The 26,999-nt window shown below is 35.4% G+C and carries 15 protein-coding genes; 12 read left to right on the top strand and 3 right to left on the bottom strand.

Features of this window, described 5'->3' with window-relative positions; all coding sequences use genetic code 11:
• Nucleotides 1-28: 28 nt before the first annotated feature.
• Nucleotides 29-403 (bottom strand): winged helix-turn-helix transcriptional regulator, encoded by a 375-nt coding sequence (locus BUC31_RS13350; RefSeq protein ID WP_073244952.1) that lies wholly within the window; start codon nt 401-403, stop codon nt 29-31.
• A gap of 275 nt (nt 404-678) precedes the next feature.
• Between BUC31_RS13350 and purL the strand changes: the two genes are divergently transcribed.
• On the top strand, nt 679-4,401 hold the full coding sequence (gene purL, locus BUC31_RS13355) for a phosphoribosylformylglycinamidine synthase (RefSeq protein ID WP_073244954.1): 3,723 nt from the start codon (nt 679-681) through the stop codon (nt 4,399-4,401).
• 78 nt (nt 4,402-4,479) lie between these two features.
• Here the strand turns inward: purL and BUC31_RS13360 are convergent, their stop codons facing one another.
• On the bottom strand, nt 4,480-7,077 hold the full coding sequence (locus tag BUC31_RS13360; protein ID WP_073244956.1) for a DUF6923 family protein: 2,598 nt from the start codon (nt 7,075-7,077) through the stop codon (nt 4,480-4,482).
• 255 nt (nt 7,078-7,332) lie between these two features.
• Here BUC31_RS13360 and BUC31_RS13365 point away from each other — a divergent pair, with 255 nt between their 5' ends.
• From BUC31_RS13365 to BUC31_RS13390, 6 genes are all read left to right on the top strand, one after another.
• A complete protein-coding gene (locus tag BUC31_RS13365; protein WP_073244957.1) occupies nt 7,333-9,105 on the top strand; it encodes an AMP-dependent synthetase/ligase in 1,773 nt (590 codons plus the stop codon).
• 317 nt (nt 9,106-9,422) lie between these two features.
• Nucleotides 9,423-9,854 carry a MarR family winged helix-turn-helix transcriptional regulator gene (locus tag BUC31_RS13370; RefSeq protein ID WP_073244959.1) on the top strand — a complete coding sequence of 144 codons (432 nt, stop codon included), beginning with the start codon at nt 9,423-9,425 and terminating at the stop codon, nt 9,852-9,854.
• Between the two features lie 33 nt (nt 9,855-9,887).
• Nucleotides 9,888-12,293, top strand: a complete 2,406-nt coding sequence (locus tag BUC31_RS13375) for a 3-hydroxyacyl-CoA dehydrogenase/enoyl-CoA hydratase family protein (protein ID WP_073244961.1) — start codon at nt 9,888-9,890, stop codon at nt 12,291-12,293.
• A gap of 99 nt (nt 12,294-12,392) precedes the next feature.
• Nucleotides 12,393-13,583, top strand: coding sequence for an acetyl-CoA C-acyltransferase (locus BUC31_RS13380; protein WP_073244963.1), 1,191 nt, complete (start codon nt 12,393-12,395; stop codon nt 13,581-13,583).
• Between the two features lie 77 nt (nt 13,584-13,660).
• On the top strand, nt 13,661-15,472 hold the full coding sequence (locus BUC31_RS13385; protein WP_073244965.1) for an acyl-CoA dehydrogenase family protein: 1,812 nt from the start codon (nt 13,661-13,663) through the stop codon (nt 15,470-15,472).
• 102 nt (nt 15,473-15,574) lie between these two features.
• Nucleotides 15,575-16,999: a pyridoxal phosphate-dependent decarboxylase family protein gene (locus tag BUC31_RS13390; RefSeq protein ID WP_073244967.1), complete on the top strand. Its 1,425-nt coding sequence runs from the start codon at nt 15,575-15,577 to the stop codon at nt 16,997-16,999.
• On the opposite strand, the gene BUC31_RS13395 is transcribed toward BUC31_RS13390, so the two are convergent.
• Nucleotides 17,000-18,802, bottom strand: coding sequence for a glycoside hydrolase family 15 protein (locus BUC31_RS13395; RefSeq protein WP_073244969.1), 1,803 nt, complete (start codon nt 18,800-18,802; stop codon nt 17,000-17,002).
• 103 nt (nt 18,803-18,905) lie between these two features.
• Here BUC31_RS13395 and BUC31_RS13400 point away from each other — a divergent pair, with 103 nt between their 5' ends.
• From BUC31_RS13400 to BUC31_RS13420, 5 genes are all read left to right on the top strand, one after another.
• On the top strand, nt 18,906-21,119 hold the full coding sequence (locus BUC31_RS13400; RefSeq protein ID WP_073244971.1) for a bifunctional alpha,alpha-trehalose-phosphate synthase (UDP-forming)/trehalose-phosphatase: 2,214 nt from the start codon (nt 18,906-18,908) through the stop codon (nt 21,117-21,119).
• A 22-nt stretch (nt 21,120-21,141) separates the two neighbouring features.
• Nucleotides 21,142-22,680 carry a nuclear transport factor 2 family protein gene (locus BUC31_RS13405; RefSeq protein WP_073244973.1) on the top strand — a complete coding sequence of 513 codons (1,539 nt, stop codon included), beginning with the start codon at nt 21,142-21,144 and terminating at the stop codon, nt 22,678-22,680.
• 4 nt (nt 22,681-22,684) lie between these two features.
• The gene (locus BUC31_RS13410) at nt 22,685-23,848 is read left to right on the top strand and encodes an MFS transporter (RefSeq protein WP_073245965.1); all 1,164 of its coding nucleotides are present in this window, start codon (nt 22,685-22,687) and stop codon (nt 23,846-23,848) included.
• A 154-nt stretch (nt 23,849-24,002) separates the two neighbouring features.
• Nucleotides 24,003-25,334 (top strand): M28 family peptidase, encoded by a 1,332-nt coding sequence (locus BUC31_RS13415; protein WP_073244975.1) that lies wholly within the window; start codon nt 24,003-24,005, stop codon nt 25,332-25,334.
• A gap of 18 nt (nt 25,335-25,352) precedes the next feature.
• On the top strand, nt 25,353-26,960 hold the full coding sequence (locus tag BUC31_RS13420) for a M1 family metallopeptidase (protein WP_073244977.1): 1,608 nt from the start codon (nt 25,353-25,355) through the stop codon (nt 26,958-26,960).
• The last annotated feature ends 39 nt before the right edge of the window (nt 26,961-26,999 follow it).

Below are 26,999 nucleotides of genomic sequence, written 5' to 3' on the forward strand. Positions count from 1 at the left end.
AAAACTTATGAGTTTATCTAAAGAGTAATTAAAAAAGTGGCAACTGTTGATTTTTTGGAGCTTCTTTAACTTCTGGTATTTCAACTTTCTTTTCCAATTGCTTTTGCCCCCAGCCGGTCATCGCCTTCACAACCGGAAGTAATGATTTGCCTAAAGGTGTTAACGTATATTCTACTCGTGGGGGAATTTCACCATATAAAGTACGATCAAGAATACCTGACCGCTCTAAAGACTTCAATTGCTTACTTAACATTTGGCGATTTATACCCTCAATTTCTGCAAAAAGCTTATTAAAACGATTGGTGCCTTTATTTATATGATACAGAATTATAGGCTTCCATTTACTATCTATCATATTCATACAATAATCAAGTGCCTGTGCATCATTATTTTGCTTCGCCATGCTTTTTTAATTTTTTAAACAACTAAAATTTGCCGTTTTTCTCATCAATCAATCTAAATCTAACAAACGTACTAATAATATTTTTGCAGTAAAAATCTAATTTTCATACTATAAAGTAAAACTTTATGTCATTTATAATTGTGATTGATAAAGGTAAAACAAATTCTCACTATTTTCATTAACAATTACTGTTTAAAAGTGTTTCAGATTACCGTAAATAGTAACTAGTAAAGTCTTAATTTTGTATTTCAAAAATCAATACCAGACATACTACAATGATTCACTTTTTTGGGGAACTTAGCAAAAAGATTTTTGCGGTACAGACCGCGAAGGAACTTTCATCTGAAGATACAAGTAAACTTATATGGTTGTTCGGCAACCGACCTAAAATAAATGCGGCGTCTCTTGACGCCTTTTTTGTTGGTCCAAGAGCCGCAATGATCACTCCGTGGAGTACGAATGCAACAGAAATTACTCAGAATATGGGTGTTTCTGGAATTATTCGGATTGAGGAATTCAATGCTGTAGAAGAAAAATTTACAGGATTCGACCCAATGATTTCTCAAAAATACAGCACTCTAAACCAAGAGGTTTTTGATGTTCATGTAGCACCAAAACCTATATTGGATATTGAAGATATTGCTGCTTTCAACAAACAAGAAGGTTTAGCTCTTAATGATGAAGAAGTAGGATATCTTGACAACCTCAGCAAAAAACTTGGTCGAAAATTAACTGATTCTGAAGTATTTGGTTTTAGTCAAGTAAATTCTGAGCATTGTAGACATAAAATATTCAATGGCACATTTGTTATAGACGGTGAAGAAATGCCTTCTTCACTATTTAAATTGATTAAGAAAACCTCTCAAGAATTTCCTAATGAAATAGTATCTGCTTATAAAGACAATGTCGCCTTTGTGAAAGGACCTAGAGTAATGCAGTTTGCTCCTAAAACGGCAGACAAGCCAGACTTTTATCAAGAGCAGGAGTTTGACTCTGTAATTTCTATAAAAGCAGAAACACACAACTTCCCTACAACTGTAGAGCCTTTTAATGGTGCTGCAACTGGTGCAGGCGGAGAAATAAGAGATCGTTTGGCTGGTGGTAAAGGTTCTTTACCTCTTGCTGGTACTGCAGTTTACATGACTGCTTACTCTCGACTAGAAAAAGAAAGACCTTGGGAAAAAGGAATGCAAGAGAGAGATTGGTTATACCAAACTCCTATGGATATTCTTATTAAAGCTTCTAATGGTGCTTCTGATTTTGGAAACAAATTTGGACAACCATTAATTACTGGTTCTGTTCTTACTTTTGAATATGATGAAGCTTCTATTCCGTTTGAATCTTCCGAAGAAAAGACAAGCTCTTCAACAGAAACCAAACGTAAGTTAGGGTATGATAAAGTAATCATGCAAGCTGGCGGTATTGGATATGGTAAAATTGAACAAGCAATAAAAGACAAGCCTGAAACAGGTAATAAAATAGTAATTCTAGGCGGTGACAACTACCGAATTGGAATGGGTGGTGCTGCTGTTTCTAGTGCAGATACTGGCGAATTCAGCTCGGCTATTGAACTAAACGCCGTACAACGTTCTAATCCTGAAATGCAAAAGAGAGCTGCGAATGCTATTCGCGGTATGGTAGAAAGCGATGTAAACACTATCGTTTCAATTCATGATCATGGTGCTGGCGGACACCTTAACTGTTTGTCTGAACTAGTAGAGGAAACTGGTGGCAAAATAGATTTAGATAAATTACCTGTTGGTGACCCAACTCTATCTGCTAAAGAAATTATTGGTAACGAATCTCAAGAACGTATGGGTCTTGTCATCGGTAAAAAAGATATTGATCATCTAAAACGTATTGCTGACCGTGAGCGCTCGCCTATGTATGAGGTTGGTGATGTAACAGGTGATGACCGTTTTACTTTTGAATCTAAGACTAATGGCGCTAAGCCAATGGATCTAGCTTTGTCTGATATGTTCGGGAGTTCTCCTAAGACTGTTATGACAGATAAGACGGTTATTCGTGATTATAAGAATGCAGATTATTCTTTAGAGTTTTTCCATGATTATCTAGATGCAGTTCTTCAACTTGAAGCTGTTGCTAGTAAAGATTGGCTAACGAATAAAGTGGATCGTTGTGTTGGTGGTCGTGTAGCAAAACAACAATGTGTTGGCCCGTTACAATTACCATTGAATAACTGCGGAGTAATGGCGTTAGATTTTAAAGGAAAAGAAGGAATTGCCACAAGTATTGGTCACTCCCCTATTTCCGCTTTGATTGATCCTGCTGCTGGTAGTAAAAATAGTATTGCAGAATCATTGACCAATTTAGTTTGGGCACCGTTAAAAGACGGATTGGCTTCTGTTTCTTTATCCGCTAACTGGATGTGGCCTTGTAAAAACGAAGGTGAAGATGCTCGTCTATATAAAGCAGTACAAGCAGTTTCTGATTTTGCTATTGATTTAGGTATTAACGTACCTACAGGAAAGGATTCTCTTTCCATGAAACAAAAATATAAAGATGGTGATGTTATTTCTCCTGGTACCGTAGTCATTTCTGCTGCTGGTAACTGTAGTGATATTACAAAGGTTGTGGAGCCAGTTTTACAGAAAGGTGCTGGTTCTATTTATTACATCAACCTATCTAAAGATAATTTTAAATTAGGCGGCTCGTCGTTTGCACAGACTAGAAATAGTATTGGTAACGAAACTCCTACAATTACTGACTCTGCATACTTTAAAACTGTTTTTAATACCATTCAATCTTTAATAAAAGAGGATAAAATAGTAGCTGGACATGATGTCGCTTCTGGCGGATTAATTACTACTCTTTTAGAACTATGTTTTGCAGATACCAATTTAGGAGCCAATCTTGACCTAACAAGTTTAGGTGAAGCTGATACTATTAAAGTTTTGTTTTCTGAAAACGCTGGTATTGTTTTTCAAGCGAAAGATGATAGTATTGAAGCCATATTGAATTCTAAAAATATTGATGCCAAGAAAATAGGTTCGGTTACAAACGAAGCTACCCTAACTGTTAAAAATAATGGTATGGAAATGGGACTAAATATTGAAACCCTTCGTGACACTTGGTTCAAAACATCGTATTTACTAGACAAACAGCAAACTGCAAATGGCTTAGCGAAAGATAGATTTGATAATTATAAGGTTCAGCCTTTAGCATACAGCTTCCCTTCTACAACACCGCTACAACTTCCAAGCCGAAGTCTAAGTGGAGCAGAAATGAGACCAAAAGCAGCTATTCTACGTGAAAAAGGTAGTAACTCTGAACGTGAAATGGCAAATGCAATGTATTTAGCAGGGTTTGATGTAAAAGACGTTCACATGACCGATTTAATTTCTGGTCGAGAAAATCTTGAAGATATTCAATTTTTAGGGGCTGTTGGTGGCTTCTCTAATTCAGATGTACTTGGTAGTGCAAAAGGATGGGCAGGAGCTATTAAATACAACGAAAAGGCTAACACGGTCATTAAAAACTTCTTTGCCAGACCAGACACCTTATCAGTTGGTATTTGTAACGGATGCCAATTGTTCATGGAGTTGGATTTAATTAACCCTGAACACGAAACTCACGGTAAAATGACCTACAATGAATCTCATAAGCATGAGAGTAATTTTACCTCTGTAGAAATACAAAAAAACAACTCTGTTATGCTTTCTTCTTTAGTGGGCAGTAAACTTGGTGTATGGATTTCTCATGGTGAAGGTAAATTTGCTTTACCGCTATCTGAAGAGAATTATGATATTGTAGCCAAGTACGGTTATGAAGGTTATCCGGCAAATCCGAATGGTAGTGATTTCAACACCGCCATGCTTTGTGATAAAACTGGTCGTCACTTAGTAACTATGCCACATATAGAACGTTCTATCTTTCCATGGAACTGGGCACATTACCCAACGGATAGAACTGATGAAGTTTCGCCATGGATAGAGGCTTTTACAAATGCAAAAGAGTGGGTTATAAATCAGAAATAATCACATTCAATTATATAAATACAAAAGCTGTGCACTCCCATGTCTGGGGTACACAGCTTTTTTTACAACCAAAACGTATTATCTAACCAACAATCTACCGCTCCAAGTTTTCTCATTAGAGTTTTGTAGTTTGTATAGGTATAACCCTGGGGATAGGTCTTTTCTTTCTATAGTTATTTCATTCTGTCCTACTATACTTTCACCCTCCATATGGTGATTACCCAGTAATTTACCGCTCAAAGAGTAAATATCTAATTCATAGGTATCTGCGTTTTCTTCATAAAAGTATAAACTAGTACTTTCAATCATTGGGTTTGGATATACAATTGACTTATTCAAATCTGAATCTACAAACTCTTGACCCAGCTCTCTATTATGAAAATCTATATTCTGTAGCTCCATTGACTTTTCTTCTGCATACCCATTTTCGGCAACCAGATTAAAAGAAAGTACTTTTATATCAGAGAAATCAATACCTGCATCTGAGTCATTTTTAAAATCGGTTGCAGATAAGATATATTCATCCATATCACTTTCTAAACTGATAGTAGTTTTAAAAATTGAGCCATCACCCTTTATCAACTGTACATCTAAATTACCTGTTCCTTTTGCCTCAAAACTCACCTTACCATAATCACTTAAATCAACAGCGGTAAACCTAGGACTCAAAGCACGGTACACGCCTAAATAATTACTAGTTGAACCTTGTAATTTTATATTTCTTTCTATAGGATACCCTTCACCAACATACGGTCCATCCGCTGGTAACACTTCATAAGTAGCTACTGTGGTTTCTTCGGCAGAGTCATCTAAACCCCATGGCGCATCGGCAACAAAAAGATCATCTGGTGTTGCTCCTAAACCGGCACTTATTCTAAAACCTAAATCGAACAAGGTTCCTGTTTTTAAAGCTACAGAATCTAAATAGCCATCTATATCTGCGGTTACTCCCAATACCTCAGTATCGCTAGTTTCAGTAAGTTTCAAACCTCCTTCTAGATTAATACTTTGAGAGTTGTTATTATTCACTAAATTCAATAAAACTTCTCCATTCTTATAGCTAGCAGACTTCACGAATACTGGCGGAGGCGTTGACCCATTATACTGTGTAATAGCTGCATTAACTTCTAAAAGATTTAAAATTTCATCCGCTAGCAATAATAAGTCATCTACTGAATTTGACCATATCTGAAAATTATAATAGGCTGTATCGCCCGCATATGCATCAATATTCCAATGCGATTCTATGGTGAAATTTTCGTCAGCATTTACCCTAGCTGAAAAAGTTAAGGCAAATTCAAGACTACCGTCTGGTTGTTTAATAATTGACTTGATAAAATCTTTTTCTCGTAACTGAATATTTGAAACCGATAATAATTGTGCCCCTAGAAAACGATCGCAGATAAACTTACTGTGCTCATATACCTTGTTATCTGTTTTAATGACCATTAAGGAACCTAAATTTTCAGAACCGTTTAAATAATCTACCGAATAGATATCTGATGCATTTGTTAAATCTAATAAATCGCTAGGTGATGACTCTATTGTACTTGTCTCACCTACAACACCCAATGGCACTAGGCTATTTAAAGGAATAGTGTTGACATCTGTTTTAGAACTAAGACCGTAAAAAGCATTTTTAACTATTTTCTTCGCATTTAACTTATCAAATACATAGTTCGTTTTTGCTCTATTAAAGTTTCTTTTACTAATTAAATTCGCTAACCTATCGTTACTTTCTAATCCGCCTTTATTAGCACTAGAAGTAGTAACTATTACTGGGCAAGCAGCAACACCAGAACATGAAGGATCATCGCAATCTACTAATCCGTCACCATCATCATCTATACCATTCATACAATCTTCTTGCGGTACAGGTGCTGTGGGGCAACGGGCACCGTCATTACTAGATGCTGCAGGACCAAATGCAAAAATATTTGAATTCATGTTTCCGTCCGATATACTTTGGACTTGCTCAATTTTATAAACCGAACCTGTTTGGTTGGCAGAAATATAGAAGTTACCATCAACATCAAAATAGACTGCGCCAAAAGTATAGCTTAACCCTTCTAGAATAGGTACTTCACCTAAGTTGTAAACTTTACCTGTATTAGGATCAATTTTATACAAAATTCTACTTCTACCTTCAACAGTATACAAATTGCCGTCAGCAGCATTAAAAGCCCAATCTGCTATTGACAAACTCTGACTTAATTCAAAAGCGCCTAAATACTCAAGATAAGTTGGTGAATCAGGATTTATATCAACCTTAAAATATGAGGAACCTCCTGCTTTAAAATAATATATACCTTCAGGAGAAATATCACCTACATATTTATTACCTGTTGGCAATTCTGGTATAGTATACTGATCTACAGTGTAGTTTTTTCCGATTCTAACTATGGTACTAGATGGGGTCGATAAATATCCCCATAAATATCCGTCTGTTGGGTTATAACCTACACCATTAACATTACCCGGAGTTATATTCTCGGCTACTAAATACGAACTACCTGACGCAAGATCTAATGCATAAATATCATTATATTGAAAAAGGTAAGCGTTAAAATCACAATTGAAGGGTTCTGCCTGAGCGTTCAGATTCCAACCAAAAAGAGCTATAATAAATACAGCAATTGAGTTTAACAATATGTTTTTAAAGTATTTTTTTTCCATGTTTCCTACAACTTGGGATTAATATCTATTATTCAAACCTAATTAATTTAAATAAAGAATTTTCCTACAAACTAATGAGATGTATACATAACACGTTCAAATACAATTTATTGTAGTTTAATGGTTAAAATAGACAACCTACATTATGCAATACTTTAATTAAGGATATTGTAACGAGATGCCATTTTATTTAACAATACAATTTTAAAATGTGGAGTTCTTTCACTATTTTGCAATACTTATTAGAAATCAAGTATGCAAAAAGTAACCCGTCTTTTTGACTTTCCATATTATCAGCTAGAAAAGCATGCCTTAAAAGAGGCATTGGTGTCAAAAAAAAATGGAGAGTGGATTAAAACTTCCACTCAAGAATATATAGACAAAGCAAATACCATTAGCCGTGGGCTTTTACGCCTAGGGGTAAAACCTAATGATAAGATTGCCGTAATATCACTCACCAACAGAACTGAGTGGAATATTATGGACATCGGTATTCTTCAACTTGGTGCTCAGAATGTACCAATTTACCCTACTATATCAGAAGAAGATTACGCCTATGTGCTTAATCATTCTGAAGCAAAATTCTGTTTTGTTTCTTGTAATGAAGTATATGAAAAAGTACTTTCAATTAAAGATCAGGTCAAAAGTTTAGAAAATGTCTATTCTTTTGAAGAAGTTTCTAATTGCGATAGCTGGGAAAAGGTTTTAGAATTAGGGACAGATACTTCAAATCAAGAAGAGGTTGAAAAATTAATGAATGCTGTTACACCAAACGATTTGGCAACATTAATTTATACTTCAGGTACAACGGGTAGACCTAAAGGTGTTATGTTATCCCATAATAATCTTGTGACTAATGCCATTGAAAGCTCTAAGCGATTTCCTATTGAAGATGGAAAAACAAAAGCATTAAGCTTCCTGCCCCTATGCCATGTATATGAGCGAATGTTAATTTACTTATATCAATTTAGAGGCGTTTCTATTTACTATGCGGAATCTTTAGATAAAATCAGTGATAACCTAAAGGAAACTAGTCCGCATGTTATGACAGCGGTACCTCGGCTTTTAGAAAAGGTGTATGATAAAATCTATGCCAAAGGAACAGAGCTTACCGGTATTAAAAAGAAACTTTTCTTTTGGGCTGTAGACTTGGGTCTTAGATATGAACCATACGGACAAAACGGATGGTGGTACGAAACACAACTTTCTATTGCCAGAAAGTTAATCTTTAGCAAGTGGAAAGAAGGCTTAGGCGGAAACCTAGGTTTGATTGCTTCTGGTAGCGCAGCTTTGCAACCGAGATTATCTCGTATTTTCAATGCAGCGGAATTCGGACTCATGGAAGGGTACGGATTATCTGAAACTTCACCCGTAATTTCGGTTAATGATATGCGCGAAGGCGGATTTAGAATTGGTAGTGTTGGCAAACCTATTGACCGTACTGAAGTAAAGATTGCTGCAGATGGTGAAATATGCATTAAGGGACCACAAGTAATGTTGGGTTATTACAAGGATGAAGAAAAAACAAAAGAGGTCATCGTTGACGGATATTTCTTAACTGGAGATATTGGTGAATTAGATAGTGACGGATTCTTAAAAATTACCGATCGTAAAAAGGAAATGTTTAAAACATCTGGCGGCAAATATGTTGCTCCTCAACTTTTAGAAAACCGATTTAAACAATCGCAATTTATAGAGCAAATTATGGTAGTCGGTGAAAGTGAAAAAATGCCTGCTGCATTAATACAGCCAAATTTTGAGTATATTAAAGAATGGGCTAAAAGAAAGAATATCCCTGTTGGCGATAATTCCGATATCGTAACTAACGAAAAAGTTATTGCCAGAATTAATGAAGAAGTAAGTCTAGCAAATGAAAGTTTTGCCAAATGGGAGAAAATTAAACAATTTAGACTGACCCCTGATGTTTGGAGTATGGAAGACGGACACCTGACACCTACTATGAAAATGAAAAGAAAGATAATTAAGCAAAAATATATTGCTCTTTATAATGATATTTATGAGCATTAATTCTTACTATAGAATCCAATAATTTAATAGTTTTCAAATATGGAGCCCAACTAAACCTTGAAAAAGATATTTAGTTGGGCTTTCATTTTTGATATAAGTATTTTTATTAAAAATACTAGCGCAGCTAAATATCAAAAAAATATTTTTATTGTATCTAGCTAATAAACATGCCTCTACAAAACAAATAGACCTTTAAAACATTAGATAAGGGATTACACCTTAAGTTATCCTAGTAATATCTGATTAACTAAAATATAAGAAAATTTATTATGCATGCATAATAAATTTTCTTATATTTGGGAACCAACTAAAGGAGTATGAAAGAAGCAACGATAGATTATGCGTTGAGAGCTACATGGCAAGCAGTAGCTAGAATGTATAATGAAGAAGCAAAGAATTTTGATTCTACTATGGCTGTTGGTTTTACATTATTAAGTATCGATCCTAAAACAGGCACACCTTCTACTTCATTAGGTCCAAAGATGGGAATGGAAGCCACTAGCCTTTCTAGAATCTTAAAAAGTATGGAACAAAAAGGTCTTATTTTAAGAAAACCTAATCCCAAAGATGGTAGAGGCGTTCTTATTTATTTAACAGACTTTGGACTAGAGAAAAGGAACGATTCTAAAAGTACAGTTCTTAGATTTAATGAGGCAGTAAAAAATGAAGTAACAGATGAAAAACTAGATAGTTTTTTTGAAGTGACAGATGCCATCAATAAACTTATTGCAGACAAAAAATTATTTTAATTCAACTTATCAAATTAATACAGCATAAAGTACATGAACAAGCACATTAAAAAAGTAGCGGTCATTGGCTCAGGAATAATGGGTAGTGGTATAGCCTGCCATTTTGCAAATATTGGCGTAGAGGTTTTATTGTTAGATATTGTTCCTAGAGAATTAAATGACAAAGAGAAAGCGAAAGGCTTAACCTTACAAGACAAGGTAGTTCGCAATAGAATGGTAAATGATTCTTTAACGGCAGCGTTGAAATCAAAACCATCACCTATTTATCATCAAAAATTTGCAAACCGTATTACTACGGGCAATATGGAAGATGATATTTCAAAAATATCTAAAGTTGATTGGATTATTGAGGTTGTTGTTGAAAGATTAGATATTAAAAAACAAGTATTTGAAAATATTGAAAAGTACCGTACTCCGGGTACTTTAATTACTTCTAACACTTCTGGTATTCCTATCAAATTTATGTCTGAAGGTAGAAGTGATGACTTTCAAAAGCATTTTTGTGGTACCCACTTTTTTAATCCTGCACGTTACTTAAAACTTTTTGAGATTATTCCTGGTCCAAAAACAGATGATGATGTATTAAGCTTTTTAAATGGATACGGAGAAAAGTTTTTAGGTAAGACTTCTGTAGTTGCCAAAGATACTCCGGCATTTATAGGTAATAGAATTGGAATCTTTAATATTCAAAGCCTTTTCCATATGGTAAAAGATATGGATATGACCGTTGAAGAAGTAGACAAACTTACTGGTCCTGTGATCGGTAGACCAAAATCTGCTACATTTAGAACTGTTGACGTTGTTGGTTTAGATACTTTGGTACATGTTGCCAATGGTATTTATGATAACTGTAAAGATGATGAGCGTCACGATTTATTTAAACTACCAGGTTTCATCAATACCATGATGGAGAACAAATGGTTAGGTAGTAAAACAGGACAAGGTTTCTATAAGAAATCGAAAGACGCAAAAGGTAAAACTGAAATATTAACGCTTGATTTAGGTACGATGGATTATCGTTCTAAAAAGAGTGCAAAATTTGCCACGTTAGAATTAACAAAAACAGTTGATAAAGTTGTTGATCGCTTTGCTGTACTTTGTGGCGGAAAAGATAAAGCAGGTGAATTCTACCGTAAGAGTTTTGGACAGTTGTTCGCTTACGTTTCTCATAGAATACCTGAAATTACAGATGAGCTTTATAAAATTGACGATGCCATGAAAGCTGGTTTTGGCTGGGAACATGGTCCATTTCAAATTTGGGATGCCGTTGGTTTAGATAAAGGTCTTGAGTTTATTAAAGCTGAAGGTTTAGAAGCTGCTGCTTGGGTTCAAGAGATGAAATCTGCCGGTAAAGATTCTTTTTACTCGGTAAAAGAAGGAAGTACTTATTTTTATGATATTCCTAAAAAATCCATGGAAAAAATTCCTGGACAAGATTCATTTATCATATTAGATAATATTAGAAAGTCAAAAGAAGTATTTAAAAATGCTGGCGTTGTTGTAGAAGATATAGGTGATGGAATTTTGAATGTAGAATTCCAATCGAAAATGAATACCATTGGTGGGGATGTTCTAACTGGCTTGAATAAAGCAATAGAAATGGCCGAGAAAGACTTTAGAGGTTTGGTTGTTGGTAACCAAGCTCCAAATTTCTCTGTAGGTGCAAATATTGGCATGATTTTTATGATGGCTGTCGAGCAAGAATATGATGAGCTTAACATGGCTATAAAATTCTTTCAAGATTCTATGATGCGTATGCGTTATTCTTCTATTCCAACAATATCTGCCCCACATGGTATGGCGTTAGGTGGTGGTTGTGAAATTTCATTACATGCAGATAAAGTTGTTGCTGCAGCTGAAACTTATATGGGACTTGTAGAATTTGGAGTTGGTGTTCTTCCTGGTGGAGGTGGCTCTAAAGAAATGGCATTACGTGCACAAGATACCTTTAAGAAAGGTGATGTTGAATTAAACGTATTGCAAGAATATTTCTTAACCATAGGTATGGCAAAAGTTTCTACTTCAGCCTACGAAGCTTTTGATTTAGGATTGCTTCAAAAAGGAAAGGATGTTGTAGTTGTTAATAAAGATCGTCAAATAGCAACAGCAAAAGCGCATGCTATTTTAATGGCAGAATCTGGATACACGCAACCAGCAGCTCGCAATGATATTAAGGTATTAGGTAAACAAGCGTTGGGTATGTTTGTAGTAGGTACAGATGCTATGGAAGCTAGCCACTATATTAGCGAACATGATAAGAAGATTGCAAACAAACTAGCTTATGTAATGGCAGGTGGTGATCTATCAGAACCTACACTAGTCTCTGAGCAATATCTATTAGATATAGAACGTGAAGCATTCTTATCATTATGTACTGAGAGAAAAACTCTAGAACGTATTCAGCATATGTTGAAAACGGGTAAGCCATTACGTAACTAAAATTACGAAGCTGTTAGCCTGTAGCAATTAGCTATCGGCCTATTATAAAACAACAATTAAATGCTAATAGCTAAAAGCTAATAGCCAAAAGCATAAAAAATGAAAACTGCATATATAGTAAAAGGATATAGAACTGCTGTTGGAAAAGCTCCGAAGGGTGTTTTCCGTTTTAAGCGAACAGATGAATTGGCTGCCGAAACCATCGAGTATATGATGAAGGAATTGCCACAATTCGACAAAAAACGTATTGATGATGTTATCGTAGGTAATGCGATGCCAGAGGGGTCTCAAGGTTTGAACATGGCAAGGCTAATTTCATTAATGGGATTAGATATTGTTGATGTACCGGGGGTAACCGTAAATAGATTCTGTGCTTCAGGCTTAGAAACCATTGGTGTTGCCGCAGCTAAAATTCAAGCTGGCATGGCCGATTGTATTATTGCTGGTGGTGCAGAAAGTATGAGCTCTGTTCCAATGACAGGTAATAAACCAGAATTGAACTATGATTTAGCAAATTCTGGTCATGAAGATTACTATTGGGGAATGGGAAATACTGCTGAAGCTGTAGCAAATGAGTATAATGTATCGCGAGAAGATCAAGATATGTTTGCTTACAATTCTCATATGAAAGCTTTAAAAGCACAATCCGAAGACCGTTTTCAAAGTCAGATAGCACCTATTGAAGTAGAAGAAACATATTTGGATGCTAACGGAAAAAAAGCACACCGTAAGTATACAGTTACTAAAGATGAAGGACCTAGAAAAGGTACTTCTGTAGAAGTATTAAACAAACTTCGCCCAGTATTTGCTGCTGGCGGAAGTGTAACTGCCGGTAACTCATCGCAAATGAGTGATGGTGCTGCATTTGTTTTAATAATGAGTGAAGAAATGGTAAAAGAATTAAATCTTGAACCTATTGCACGATTGGTAAATTATGCCGCTGCTGGTGTACCACCTAGAATAATGGGTATTGGTCCTATTGCTGCTATTCCTAAGGCATTAAAGCAAGCAGGCTTAAAGCTTAACGACATAGATTTAATAGAATTGAATGAAGCATTCGCTTCACAATCCTTAGCAGTAATGCGTGAATTGAAAATAAATCAAGACATCGTAAACGTAAATGGTGGTGCAATTGCACTTGGTCACCCATTAGGATGTACAGGGGCAAAATTATCTGTACAGTTATTTGATGAAATGCGTAAAAGAGATATGCAAGGAAAATACGGTATGGTTACTATGTGCGTAGGTACAGGTCAAGGAGCTGCCGGAATATTTGAATTTTTAAATTAACAACTTTCACTAATTAATATTATAGTGTTTACTGAATACTTAATACTAATTACTTTACACTAAATACTATTAACAACATGAGTACAGATACAGTAAAAAAAGATATTCTTAGAGGAGGACAGTTCCTTGTCAAAGAAACCAATTGTGAAGATGTTTTCACATTAGAAGATTTGAATGAAGAGCAACGCATGATGCGTGAAAGCACCAAAGAATTTGTTGACAGAGAACTTTGGGCACATTGGGAGCGTTTTGAAAATAAAGATTACGCCTTTACCGAAGAAACTATGCGTAAAGCTGGTGAACTAGGATTATTGAGTGTAGCTGTACCAGAATCATATGGTGGTATGGGTATGGGATTCGTTTCTACCATGTTAGTATGTGATTACATTTCCGGTGCTACTGGATCTTTCAGTACGGCTTTTGGAGCACATACAGGAATTGGAACTATGCCAATTACACTTTATGGATCTGAGGAGCAAAAACAAAAATATGTACCAAGATTAGCTTCTGGAGAATGGTTTGGCGCTTATTGCCTTACTGAACCAGGTGCTGGTTCTGATGCTAACTCAGGAAAAACTAAAGCTGTTCTTTCTGCAGATGGTAAATCATACAGTATTACAGGCCAAAAAATGTGGATTTCAAATGCAGGCTTCTGTAATATGTTTATCGTATTTGCTCGTATTGAAGATGACAAGAACATTACTGGTTTCATTGTAGAAAATGACCCAAGTAACGGTATCACTTTAGGTGATGAAGAAAAGAAATTAGGTATTCACTCCTCTTCTACTCGTCAGGTTTTCTTTAATGAAACTAAAGTTTCGACTGAAAACATGTTATCTACTAGAGGTAACGGATTCAAAATTGCAATGAACGCATTAAATGTTGGTCGTATTAAATTAGCGGCTGCTTGTTTAGATGCACAAAGAAGAGTTATCGGTGAAGCTACTAAATATGCTAACGAGCGTATTCAGTTTAAAACTCCAATTATGAACTTTGGCGCTATTAAGTCTAAAATTGCCGAAATGGCAACTAGCGTTTATGTTGATGAATCTGCAAGTTACCGTGCTGCAAAAAATATAGAAGATCGTATTGCTATGCGTGAAGCTGAAGGTAATACGCACCAAGAGGCTGAACTTAAAGGAGTTGAAGAATATGCTATAGAATGTTCTATTCTTAAAGTAGCTGTTTCTGAAGATTGTCAAAAAACTACAGATGAAGGTATTCAGATTTTTGGAGGTATGGGCTTTAGTGCTGATACACCAATGGAATCTGCATGGAGAGATTCAAGAATTGCCCGTATCTATGAAGGTACAAACGAAATCAACAGAATGTTGGCTGTAGGTATGCTTGTGAAAAAAGCTATGAAAGGTCATGTTGATCTTTTAGGTCCTGCTACTGCTGTTGGTGAAGAATTAATGGGAATTCCTTCTTTTGATGTACCAGATTTTTCTGAACTATTTGCTGAAGAAAAAGATATCTTAAAAAGACTTAAAAAGGTTTTCTTAATGGTTGCTGGATCTGCGGTACAGAAATACGGAGCAGAGTTAGAGAATCACCAACAATTAATGTTGGCTGCTTCTGATATTCTTATTGAAGTTTATATGGCAGAATCTGCTTTATTACGTACTGAGAAAAATGCAAAACGATTTGGTGAAGAAGCACAAGCTACTCAAATTGCCATGTCTAGATTATACTTGTTCAGCGCTACTGAAACTATCATCAATAAAGGTAAAGAAGCTATCGTTTCTTTTGCTGAAGGTGATGAGCAAAGAATGATGTTAATGGGACTTAAACGTTTTACTAAATATACAAACTACCCTAATGTAGTTGCCTTACGCACACAAATTGCCGATAAGGTTGCTGCAGATAACGGTTACACGTTTGACTAATTCAGATTACCTTTTGTTGTTTGGTAACTTGAATATTAAACCGTCCCAATTGGGGCGGTTTTTTTGTTTGGTAAATATTGATATTGCGACTACTTTTAAACCATGCATAAAAAATTACTAGAACAGGTTTATAATACTTCCGATTTTAATTCGAATGGTCATATTCTAATCGATCAATTGTCTTCTCACTTGGAGGATAAACTGAGTGCTTCTTCTCGTAATGCTATCAACTGGAACGAACCTGAAAAGGAACTAGAATTCTGGAAGAAATTTTTAACTAATGGAGATAAAAAAGATCTTTTTTTAGAAATAACTAAACGTACCACTTACGTACACCACCCAAATTATATGGGGCATCAAGTGAGTCCGCCAGCTCCAGTTACTGCACTCACTGGTTTAATTAGTTCATTATTAAATAATGGGACTGCGGTTTATGAGATGGGTATGTCCTCTAATGCTATTGAACGCATTATTATAGAATTGATTTGCGAGAAAATTGGTTTCGATGACACTTCTGGAGGATTCTTAACCTCTGGTGGAACATTAGCAAATTTAACTGCATTATTAAGTGCAAGAAAAGCAATTACCAAAAGAGATATTTGGAATGAGGGCAACCAAAATCAATTAGGTATTATGGTAAGCGAAGAAGCACATTATTGTGTTGATCGCGCCGCAAGAATTATGGGTTTAGGTGAACAGGGAATTATCAAAGTTCCTGTAACCAAAGAATTTAGAATGGATACCGATTTACTGGAATCTAAATTTAAAGAAGCACAGGAAAAGGGAATTGAAATCTTCGCTATTATTGGTAGTGCTCCTTCTACTGCTACCGGTATTTTTGATGACTTAGAAGTATTTGGAGAATTTGCTAAAAAACAAAATATTTGGTTTCATGTTGATGGCGCACATGGTGGAGCGGGTATTTTCTCCAAAAAATACAAGCACACCCTTAAAGGTATTGAATTGGCTGATTCTGTTGTTATTGACGGACATAAAATGATGATGATGCCAGCGCTGACCACTGCCCTACTCTATAAAAACGTCGTAAATGCTAATGCCACTTTTAGCCAAAAAGCAGATTACTTACTTACAGATTCTGAGCATGAAGATTGGTATAACTCTGGCAAACGTACGTTTGAATGCACTAAAAATATGATGGCTATTCATTGGTTCACGATGCTTAAATTATACGGAGAAGAAGTTTTTGATGCTAATGTTACCCACCTTTATGATTTAGGTGCTCACTTTGCTCATCTTATTGAAAAGGAGCCAAATTTTGAACTAGCGCTACAACCAATGTCTAATATTGTATGTTTTAGGTATTGCCCTGCTAATATGGACGAAGAACATATAAATGCTCTTAATGCAAAAATTCGCCAATCTCTTTTAGAAGATGGCGAATTTTATATTGTACAAACGAAACTAAAAGGTATGCATTACATGCGCATTACGGTGATGAATCCGTTTACAACTGACCAACATTTTAAAGCCTTAATCAAAAAGATTAAGTCTTTTGCTACTCGCTAACTATTCCCTTAATGACTCTAGCATTTGATCTTCACTTTCCTTTTTAGAGAAGTTGATTGCACACTCTATTAACGCTAAATGAGAATAGGCTTGCGGGAAGTTCCCTAATAATCTTTTGGTCTTAAAATCAATATCTTCACTAAAGAGACCTAAATGATTACTATAACTTAATAATCGCTCAAAATACTCTAATGCTTTTTTGCGTTCTCCTATTTTAAATAAGCTATTTATATACCAGAATGTGCAAACTGTAAATGATGATGAAGGCAAACCAAAATCATCCTCATTTTTGTAACGATATAGTAATCCGTCATTATTTAATTCCTTCCCTATGGCATGTACTGTACTTATGTATCTTTCGTCTTTTGCATTCACACATCCATAAGATTCCATCAACAATACAGATGCATCTAACTCTTTAGATCCGTAAGACTGCGTGTATGCGCCTACTTCTTCATTCCAAGCATTGTCATATATGTCTTTCCAGATTTCTGCTCTAATAGGCTCCCATTTCTCAATTTTATGCTTCTTATCTAGCATTTCGGCAACCTTAATCGCACGATCCAAAGCTGTCCAGCATAATACTTTTGAGAATGTAAAATGTCTATCTTCTGTTCTGAACTCCCAAATACCTTTATCGGCATCTTTCCAATTATTACTTACAATCCAAACGATTCCTTTTGTAATAGCCCAAAGGTCTTCACCATTATCAATATCTACACTAAATTTCGCCATCTGTTCATAGATAACATCCATTAGTATACCATAGATATCGTTTTGCTTTTGATGATAAGCTGCATTACCTATTCTTACTGGCTTAGAGCCTTTATAACCTGCTAGGTGCTCTAAGGTTACTTCGGTCAACTTCTTTTCTTTATTAATACCGTACATGATTTGAAGCTTCTCCGCCTTATCTGGTATCAAATCTATAATGAACTGTAAATAACGTCTTGCAACGTTCTTATGACCCAATTCTGATACTACTTTAATTACCATAGACGCATCGCGGATCCAACAGAATCGGTAATCCCAATTACGTACTTCGCCTATTGTCTCTGGTAATGATGTGGTCGCTGCCGCTAAAACTGCACCTGTCTTATCATAGCTTAAAAGCTTTAATGTCAGTGCACTTCTAGAAATTTCTTCGTTGAATTTCTCATAGGTAGGTGTCAAATTAGACCAATTCAACCAATATACTTTTGTATTCTGTAAATCTAAGTAAGCCCTGTCAGTAGTAGGTAACAATAGTTTTTCATTATAACCTACCAAAATATAACCATCTTCTTTTAACTCAATTTCGCCGCTATCTACAATAGTCTTCTTATCAAAAGAAGAATACAAAAATATAGTATCGAATTTAACCTCATGTGTAAGGCTCGCTATAAAATCTTTTTTTATAAATGATTCAGTTTTACCCATTGCATACTCAAGCTTGGGATCGTAAACAACTGAAAATTTTGGAGCACCAGATATATATTTAAAATATCTAATCAACTCTGGTGGCGCATGGTAAGCATTACCTTCTTTTCTATAACGTGGCATGAAATCATGAATCTCAAAATGGTCGTTGCCAGATTTAAAAGAGGTGATTAATATATTTGTGAATTGCTCATATTTTTGGGTAATGACATAGCTATCATCTACATTGATATCAAAACTACCACCAATCTCTTCATCCAGTAATTTTGCAAAAATAGATGGACTATCAAATTCTGGTAAACAGCACCATTCAATACTTCCAGTCTTTGAAATTAATGCTGCACTTCTACAATTCCCTATTATTCCGTAGTCTAAATTATCCATTCAATAAAAATCTTAATTCATATGAGGTTTCAATTGGTATTGCCCTCCTTTTTCCCGAAATTTAGAGAAATAATTATCAAGAAGTAGCAAAAAAATCTCTTTTATGGCGAAAACTATCATTATCTCAAATAGACTACCTGTACAATTACAAATTAGCAATGGAGACATTACTGCGGTACCAAGTGTTGGTGGTTTAGCAACCGGAATGAAATCTGTACACTCGGGTGGAGATAGCCTTTGGATTGGCTGGAGCGGATTGACTGATGAGGAAATACCAGAAGAGCTAATTCCTAAAATTGATAAGGCACTAGCTAAACATGGATCTTCTAAAGTAAACCTTACAGAAAAAGAAGTTGATGGTTTTTACTACGGGTTTAGCAATAGAACCATATGGCCCCTATTCCACTATTTCTTAGAATACTCTGAATTTGAGCTTGAAAGTTGGGAAGTTTACAAGGCTGTTAATCAAAAATTTGCAGATGCTATTCTTGAAAAAGCCGATAATGATGATACAATCTGGATTCACGATTACCAATTAATGCTAGTACCACAAATGGTTCGTGCCCAAAGACCAGATATTTCAATCGGTTTCTTTTTACACATTCCATTTCCATCGTATGAAATATTTAGAACACTACCTTGGCGACAAGAAGTATTACAAGGCCTATTAGGGTCTGATTTAATTGGTTTTCATACGTATGACTATGAACGCCACTTTTTAAGCTCTGTACGCAGACTATTGGGCTTAGAGGTTAGTTTTAATGATATCTACTTAGATGATAGAGTTATTAAAGTTGACTCTTTTCCCATGGGAATCGATTATAAGAAATTCAGCGATGCAGCTAAAGAACATTCGCAACGTACTGAAGACGAAAAGTCTGAATTGCAAAAACGATTAGATACCCATAAAAAATCAGCCCCAGATGCTAAGTTCTTTTTATCTATTGACCGTTTAGATTATACAAAAGGTATTGCGAAACGACTTAATGCTTTTGAATATTTCTTAAATAAATACCCGCAGTATAAAGAAAAAGTAAGACTTATTATACTTGCCGTGCCTTCGCGCTCCAACGTACCGCAATATCAATTACTAAAACGAGAGGTTGATGAATTGGTTGGTCGCATTAACGGCGAACTTTCAACCGTAAGCTGGACACCTATTTGGTATTTCTACAGATCTATGCCTTTTGAAAACCTAATTGACCTATATACGTCTTCTGACATTGCTTGGTTGACACCAATTAGAGATGGTATGAATTTGGTAGCCAAAGAATATATTGCTACTAGAACTGATAAAACAGGGGTTCTAATACTTAGTGAAATGGCGGGTTCTGCCAATGAAATGAACGAATCGCTATTGATAAACCCTAACAATTTTGAACAAATTGCAGATGCTTTGAATGAAGCTATTAATATGCCTAAAGAAGAACAGATAGCTAGAAACACGCTATTACAAAAAAGGTTAGAGCGTTATAACGTTGAAAAATGGGCAAATGACTTTATGACATCGTTAGTGGGTCAAAAAGAAAAAGACCAAACTTATAAGTCAAGAAAACTCTCAGCAGACATCTTGAATACGGTGATGGATGATTATAATAAAGCAAAAAGAAGATTGGTGTTTTTGGACTATGACGGTACGTTGGCTGGTTTTCATGCGGATCCACAAAAAGCATCGCCAGACGAAGAATTATACAAACTACTAGATGCGATTTCTTCTCAACCAAACACAGACATGTATTTAATAAGTGGGCGAGATAAAGAAACGTTCACTAAATGGTTCTTGCCTAAAAAGTACAACATGATTGTTGAACATGGCGTATGGATTTCTCAAGGTGGCGAAGAATTTAGAATGCTAGAAAATGTTAAGAAAGACTGGATGGAGAAGATTTTACCGGTGTTAGAATCTTTTGTGGACCGTACACCTGGTAGTTTTATTGAAGAGAAAAATTATTCTTTAGCATGGCATTATAGAAAAACAGATCCTGATTTTGGTCAAAAGCGTTCTGTTGAACTAAATACCGTACTTACAAGTCTTATCGCCAATGACGACTTAAGTGTCTTAAATGGTAATAAGGTAATGGAAATTAAAAGTAGTAACGTAAACAAAGGTAGAGCCTCTATGCGTGTGTATACCGAACATGATTACGATTTTGTTTTTGCAATTGGTGATGATTGGACCGATGAATTTATGTTTCAAGAACTACCTGAAGAATCTATTACAGTAAAGGTTGGTCGTCAAAAAACACAAGCAAGATATTTTGTTGATAACACTAAAAATGTTCGTGCAATTTTGAAGCGATTTGCCGACAAAAAATAACGTTACTTACATATTATTTACAATGAAACAAATTCTCAATATTGCATTTGTAAGTGTTATTTGTTGCCTTAACTCTTATGCTCAACAAGGCACAGAAGTATATCTGGCAAGTTTAGATCGGTCAAATGACTCTTTAAAAATTGGTACTCCGATAAATATTTCTAACAATGAAGGCTATGATAATCAGCCTTCATTTTTTTCTGACGATAAAATTCTATTTGCATCAACAAGAAATAATCAAACAGATATCGCCCTTTATGATATAAACGATAAAACAACAATTTGGCTATCTAATACACCAAATGGTAGTGAATATTCTCCTTTGAAAATTCTTGGTAGAGATGCCATTTCTGCTGTTCGCTTAGATGAAGATGGTTTACAACGTTTATACGAATATGATTTGAAAACGGGTGACTCAAAGGTATTATTACCAGATTTAAAAGTGGGTTACCATGTTTGGTTTTCTAGTGATATTATTGTTTGCACGGTTTTGATTGAAAATCGTATGGATTTGGTGGTGTATAACTTAAAAGAGAACACCCATTATACTGCACATAAGAATGTAGGTAGGTCGTTGCATAAAATTCCGAAAAGTAACTTGATAAGTTATATTAGCAAAGCAAAGATTAATAATGGAACTTGGACAATTAAATCATTAAATCCAATTACAAAAGACGCATCTGATATTCTAAATGTATTTAGTAAAATTGAAGATGTCACCTGGTCTCCAGATGGTACTATTTTATTTTCAGATAAATCAAGAATAGCAAAGTATCAACCTCAAATAGACAATAAAATTAGCACTCTCCATGAATTTCATCCAACTGAATTAGAAATGCTAGCAATTTCTAGGCTGTCAATTAGTCCCAATGGAAAATACCTATCTTTTGTAACTAAAGATGCTCCAGATAAAATTGTACAAAAGCAAGTAGAAACTTTTAATGCACGTGATTTAGAAGCTTTTGCAAGTTGTTATTCAGAAGATGTTGTGGTTAAAAATTTCTCTCAGGATACTATATCCATTGGTAGAGAACAACTAAAAGATGGCTATGAGGCTTTTTATAAAAAAACACCTTCCATTGAAGTTAAGGTATCTTCAAGAATTGTAATTGGTTCTACCGTAATAGACCAAGAATTTGTCACTATTGGTGACAAACAAAAACAACAAGTGGCCATTTATGAAACTGACGGACTCATAAAAACCATGACTTTTATTAGAGATAAAAAAACAACTTTTGACCCCGAAGTCATTGTTCAAAAGCAACTTGAAGCTTATAACAATAGAGACATCGACGGTTTTTTAGCCACGTATTCAAAACAAGCTAAAATTTATAGGTATTCAGGAGAATTACAGTCAGATGGTTCAGACGCAATGCGATCCGACTATGTTGATTTCTTTAATTCTTCCCCTGATTTACATTGCGAAATTGTCAATAGAATTGTCATCGGAAATATAGTAATAGATGAAGAATCAATTACTGCAAATGGCAAAATTTTTAAAGGTGTAGCTATTTATGAAGTAGAAAATAATGAGATAGTTAAAGTAACTTTTGTTAACTAATCTATTGAAACAAAAGCCACATATTCTCCCCATCATTATTCTCTCGCAATTTGCCTGTACTTCTACATGGTTTGCAGGGAATGCAATATTAGAATCGCTAACCAAAAAGTTAGATTTTGGTGCAGACATTGTTAGTCATGTCATTTCTTCAGTACAATTCGGATTCATTATCGGTACCCTAATATTCGGAGTTTTAATGATTGCAGATCGGTTCTCTCCCTCAAGAGTATTTATGATTTGTGCCTTTCTAGCATCTGTTTCTAATCTGACATTAATTTATCCAGATTTAAACGTGGGTGGTTTACTATTTGCTAGATTTAGTACAGGTTTCTTTTTAGCAGGTATTTATCCCGTAGGAATGAAAATAGCTGCTGATTACTACGAAAAAGGACTTGGTAAAGCATTAGGTTTTTTGGTCGGAGCATTAGTTCTAGGCACCGCTTTTCCTTTTTTAATTAAAGGAAGCCCTTTAGCAAGTCATCCAGACAAGGTTATTATATTAACCTCCAGTATTACTGCTTTTGGCGGACTATTACTTTTTTTACTTGTTCCCAACGGTCCGTATCGAGTGGCAAGTACTACTTTAAAATTTGATGCGGGACCGAAGCTTTTTAAAAATTTCGAATTTAAAAAAGCTGCATTTGGCTATTTCGGGCACATGTGGGAACTCTATGCCTTTTGGGCTTTTACACCTATTGCCATTCAATATTTTGCCATTCAATCAGGTAGTGCTATTTCGGTCTCACTTTGGTCAGGAATCGTTATTGCCCTCGGCGGATTATCTTGCGCCTATGGTGGCATACTTTCTCAGCGTATAGGTAGTAAAAAGGTAGCGCTTATAGCATTAATAGCATCCGGATTTCTATGTTTAATTTCTCCACTTTTATTTTCACTTCCTATATATGTATTCTTGGCAGGTTGGTGTTTATGGGGCATTGCTGTTACTGCAGATTCTCCTCAATTCTCAAACTTGGTGGCATCAGCCGTGGCACCTGAATTAAAAGGCACTGCTCTAACTCTAGTAAATTGTATTGGTTTTGCCATTACTATTATAAGTATTCAACTTCTAGGATCACTTCAATCGATCATCCCTATTGATCTTTTATTTATTCCTTTAGCTATAGGTCCGCTGTTAGGTGTGTACTATTTATTGAGCAAAAAGAGATGATAATGTCTGCTTAAAAAGAAACACTTTTTTTATCCTATTAAAACTATACCATACGCTCCTATACTTTTATACATGAAATTATGCTCAACCCTATATTTTACTTAATTTTAGAAACCTATTGCCCATACTAGCTTTACTCATAAAAAAAATTGAAATGAAAAAATTATTACTGCTTACCTTACTAACCTCAGCTATTACATTAACGGCGCAAACCGACCAACGTATTTATGATATTATTGATGCGGTTTCTACTGAACGAATAGAAAACGATGTTACTAAACTTGTCAATTTTGGTACTAGACATACCTTAAGCGATACCGTTTCAACAACAAGGGGTATTGGTGCTGCAAGACGTTGGATTAAAAGTGAATTCGAAAAAACATCTGCTGAATGTAATGGGTGTTTAAATGTTTTCTTTCAAAAAGATTTAGTTAAAAAAGGAGCTAACGACCGTATTGTAAAAGATGTAGAAGTAGTTAATGTGCTTGCTATTCAAAAAGGGTCAAAATACCCAAATCGTTATATTATTATGAGTGGCGATATAGATTCTCGTGTTAGTGACCCTACCAATTTCACTGATGATTCTCCGGGTGCGAATGATAATGCCAGCGGTATGGCCGGTACTATAGAAGCCGCTCGTGTTCTTTCTAAATACAAATTCGAGAATAGCATCATTTATATGGGTCTGTCTGGTGAGGAGCAAGGTCTTTTCGGCGGTGGCGGTATTGCGCAATATGCTAAAGATAAAGGCTGGGAAGTTATTGGTATTTTCAATAATGATATGATCGGTAATATTACTGGTGTGGATGGTACGGTAAGTAATGTAGATTTTAGAATTTTCTCTGAACCTGTACCACCTACCGAAACTGAAGCTCAGCGTAAAGCAAGACGTTTTTATGGTGGTGAAGTTGACGGAATTTCTAGACAATTAGCACGATACGTTCATAAAAACGTGAAGCAGTACATGCCAGAAATGAACCCAATGATGATTTATCGTTTAGATCGTTTTGGTCGTGGTGGGCACCATAGACCTTTTAACGATGCAGGTTTCCCTGGAATTCGTATTATGGAAGCTCATGAGAACTACACACAACAACATCAAGATATTCGTGTTGAAGATGGTATTGCTTATGGCGATGTTCTAGAGCATGTAAACTTTAAGTATGCTGCTAAATTAACTGCTGTAAACGCTATTAACCTTGCATCTATTGCTTGGGCTCCTCCTGCACCGAAAACCGTTAAAATAGGTGGTATTGTGGAGCCTGCCGCAAAATTTCAATGGAGCAAGGTTGATGGAGCAAAAGGATATAAAATATACTGGAGAGATACCACATCTCCAACCTGGGATTATAGTAGATATGTAGGTGATGTTTCTGAATTTGTTTTGAAAGGCATCGTTATCGATAATTTTTTCTTCGGAGTTTCTACTGTTGGAGAAAACGGATTTGAAAGTCCGGTTGTTTTTCCTAACGGAATTTTTAGATAGGCTTAATCCATATTAGATATGAACAAACTACTTGTTGCTTTTACCCTCGGGATATTTACTTTTTCTCAAGCACAGACCTTTACTGAACAAGATACGCTTAGAGGCAGTATTACGCCTGAACGTGAATGGTGGGACCTTAATTATTATCACTTAGATATTGATGTTAATCCTGATGATAAGTTTATCAACGGAAGCAATACAATTCGCTACAAAGTGCTGAAACCTCAGCAAGTACTACAGGTAGATTTACAACAACCGTTACGTATAGAAAAAGTGACCCAAGACGGAGTTGAACTTGAAGTAACACATAACATAAATGCTCATTTTATACAATTAATGAAACCTCAGCAAGTAGGTGATTTTAATGAGGTTGTTGTCACGTATTCTGGTCATCCAAAAGAAGCGGTTAGAGCTCCTTGGGATGGTGGATTCTCTTGGAAAAAAGATGCTAATGGCAACGATTTTGTCGCTACTTCTTGCCAAGGTCTAGGTGCTAGTGTATGGTGGCCTAATAAAGACCACATGTACGACGAGGTTGACAGTATGTTAATCAGTGTAAAAGCACCAAAAGGATTAATGAATGTCTCTAATGGTCGCCTTAGAAGTGTTGACAAAGAGACAAATACCTACAATTGGTTTGTTTCTAACCCTATCAACAATTATGGTGTTAATGTCAATATTGGTGATTATGCTCATTTCGATGAAACTTATCAAGGAGAAAAAGGTACACTTGATATGGATTATTATGTTCTAAAAGACAATCTAGAGAAAGCAAAGGTCCATTTTAAAGATGCTCCTAAAATGATGCAAGCCTTTGAATATTGGTTCGGACCCTACCCTTTTTATGAAGACTCATTTAAATTGGTAGAAGTCCCGTATTTAGGTATGGAACACCAAAGCTCTGTGACCTATGGCAATCAATATCAAAAAGGCTATTTAGGGACAGATTTATCTGGCACCGGTTGGGGGTTAAAATTCGATTTTATTATTATTCATGAAGCTGGGCACGAATGGTTTGCAAATAATATCACCTATAAAGATGCTGCGGATATGTGGATTCACGAAGGGTTCACCTGCTATTCTGAAAGTCTATTTTTAGACTATCATTATGGTACAGAGGCGGCAAATGCATATGTACAAGGCATTCGAAATAATATTAAAAACGACAAACCCATTATAGGGATCTACAATGTAAATCATGAAGGTAGTAGCGATATGTACTATAAAGGCTCTAATATTCTTCACACCTTACGACAAGTAGTAAATGATGATAGAAAATGGAGAACTATTTTACGTGGTCTAAATTCAGAATTCTATCATAAAACAGTAACTACTGACGAAATTGAGAAGGTGATTGGTATAGAAATGAATCGCGATTTAAAACCCTTTTTTGACCAGTACTTAAGAACGACCAAGATTCCGGTTTTCGAGTATAAGGTGAAAGGTAAAAAGCTATCATATCGTTTTACAAATACTGTCGAGAAATTCACCCTACCTATAAAAGTATATGTAGATGACACCCCTGTTTGGCTAGAACCAAGTAACGAATGGCAATCGGAAAAAATGAAAGGCAAATTTAAAACCTTTAATGTAGACCCAAATTTCTATATTGAAACCAATCATTAAAGTTCACTTTACAGCATATTCATTTTTAGCGTTCATCAT

Origin of the sequence: Maribacter aquivivus (assembly GCF_900142175.1) — a bacterium.
GTDB classification, from domain to species: domain Bacteria; phylum Bacteroidota; class Bacteroidia; order Flavobacteriales; family Flavobacteriaceae; genus Maribacter; species Maribacter aquivivus.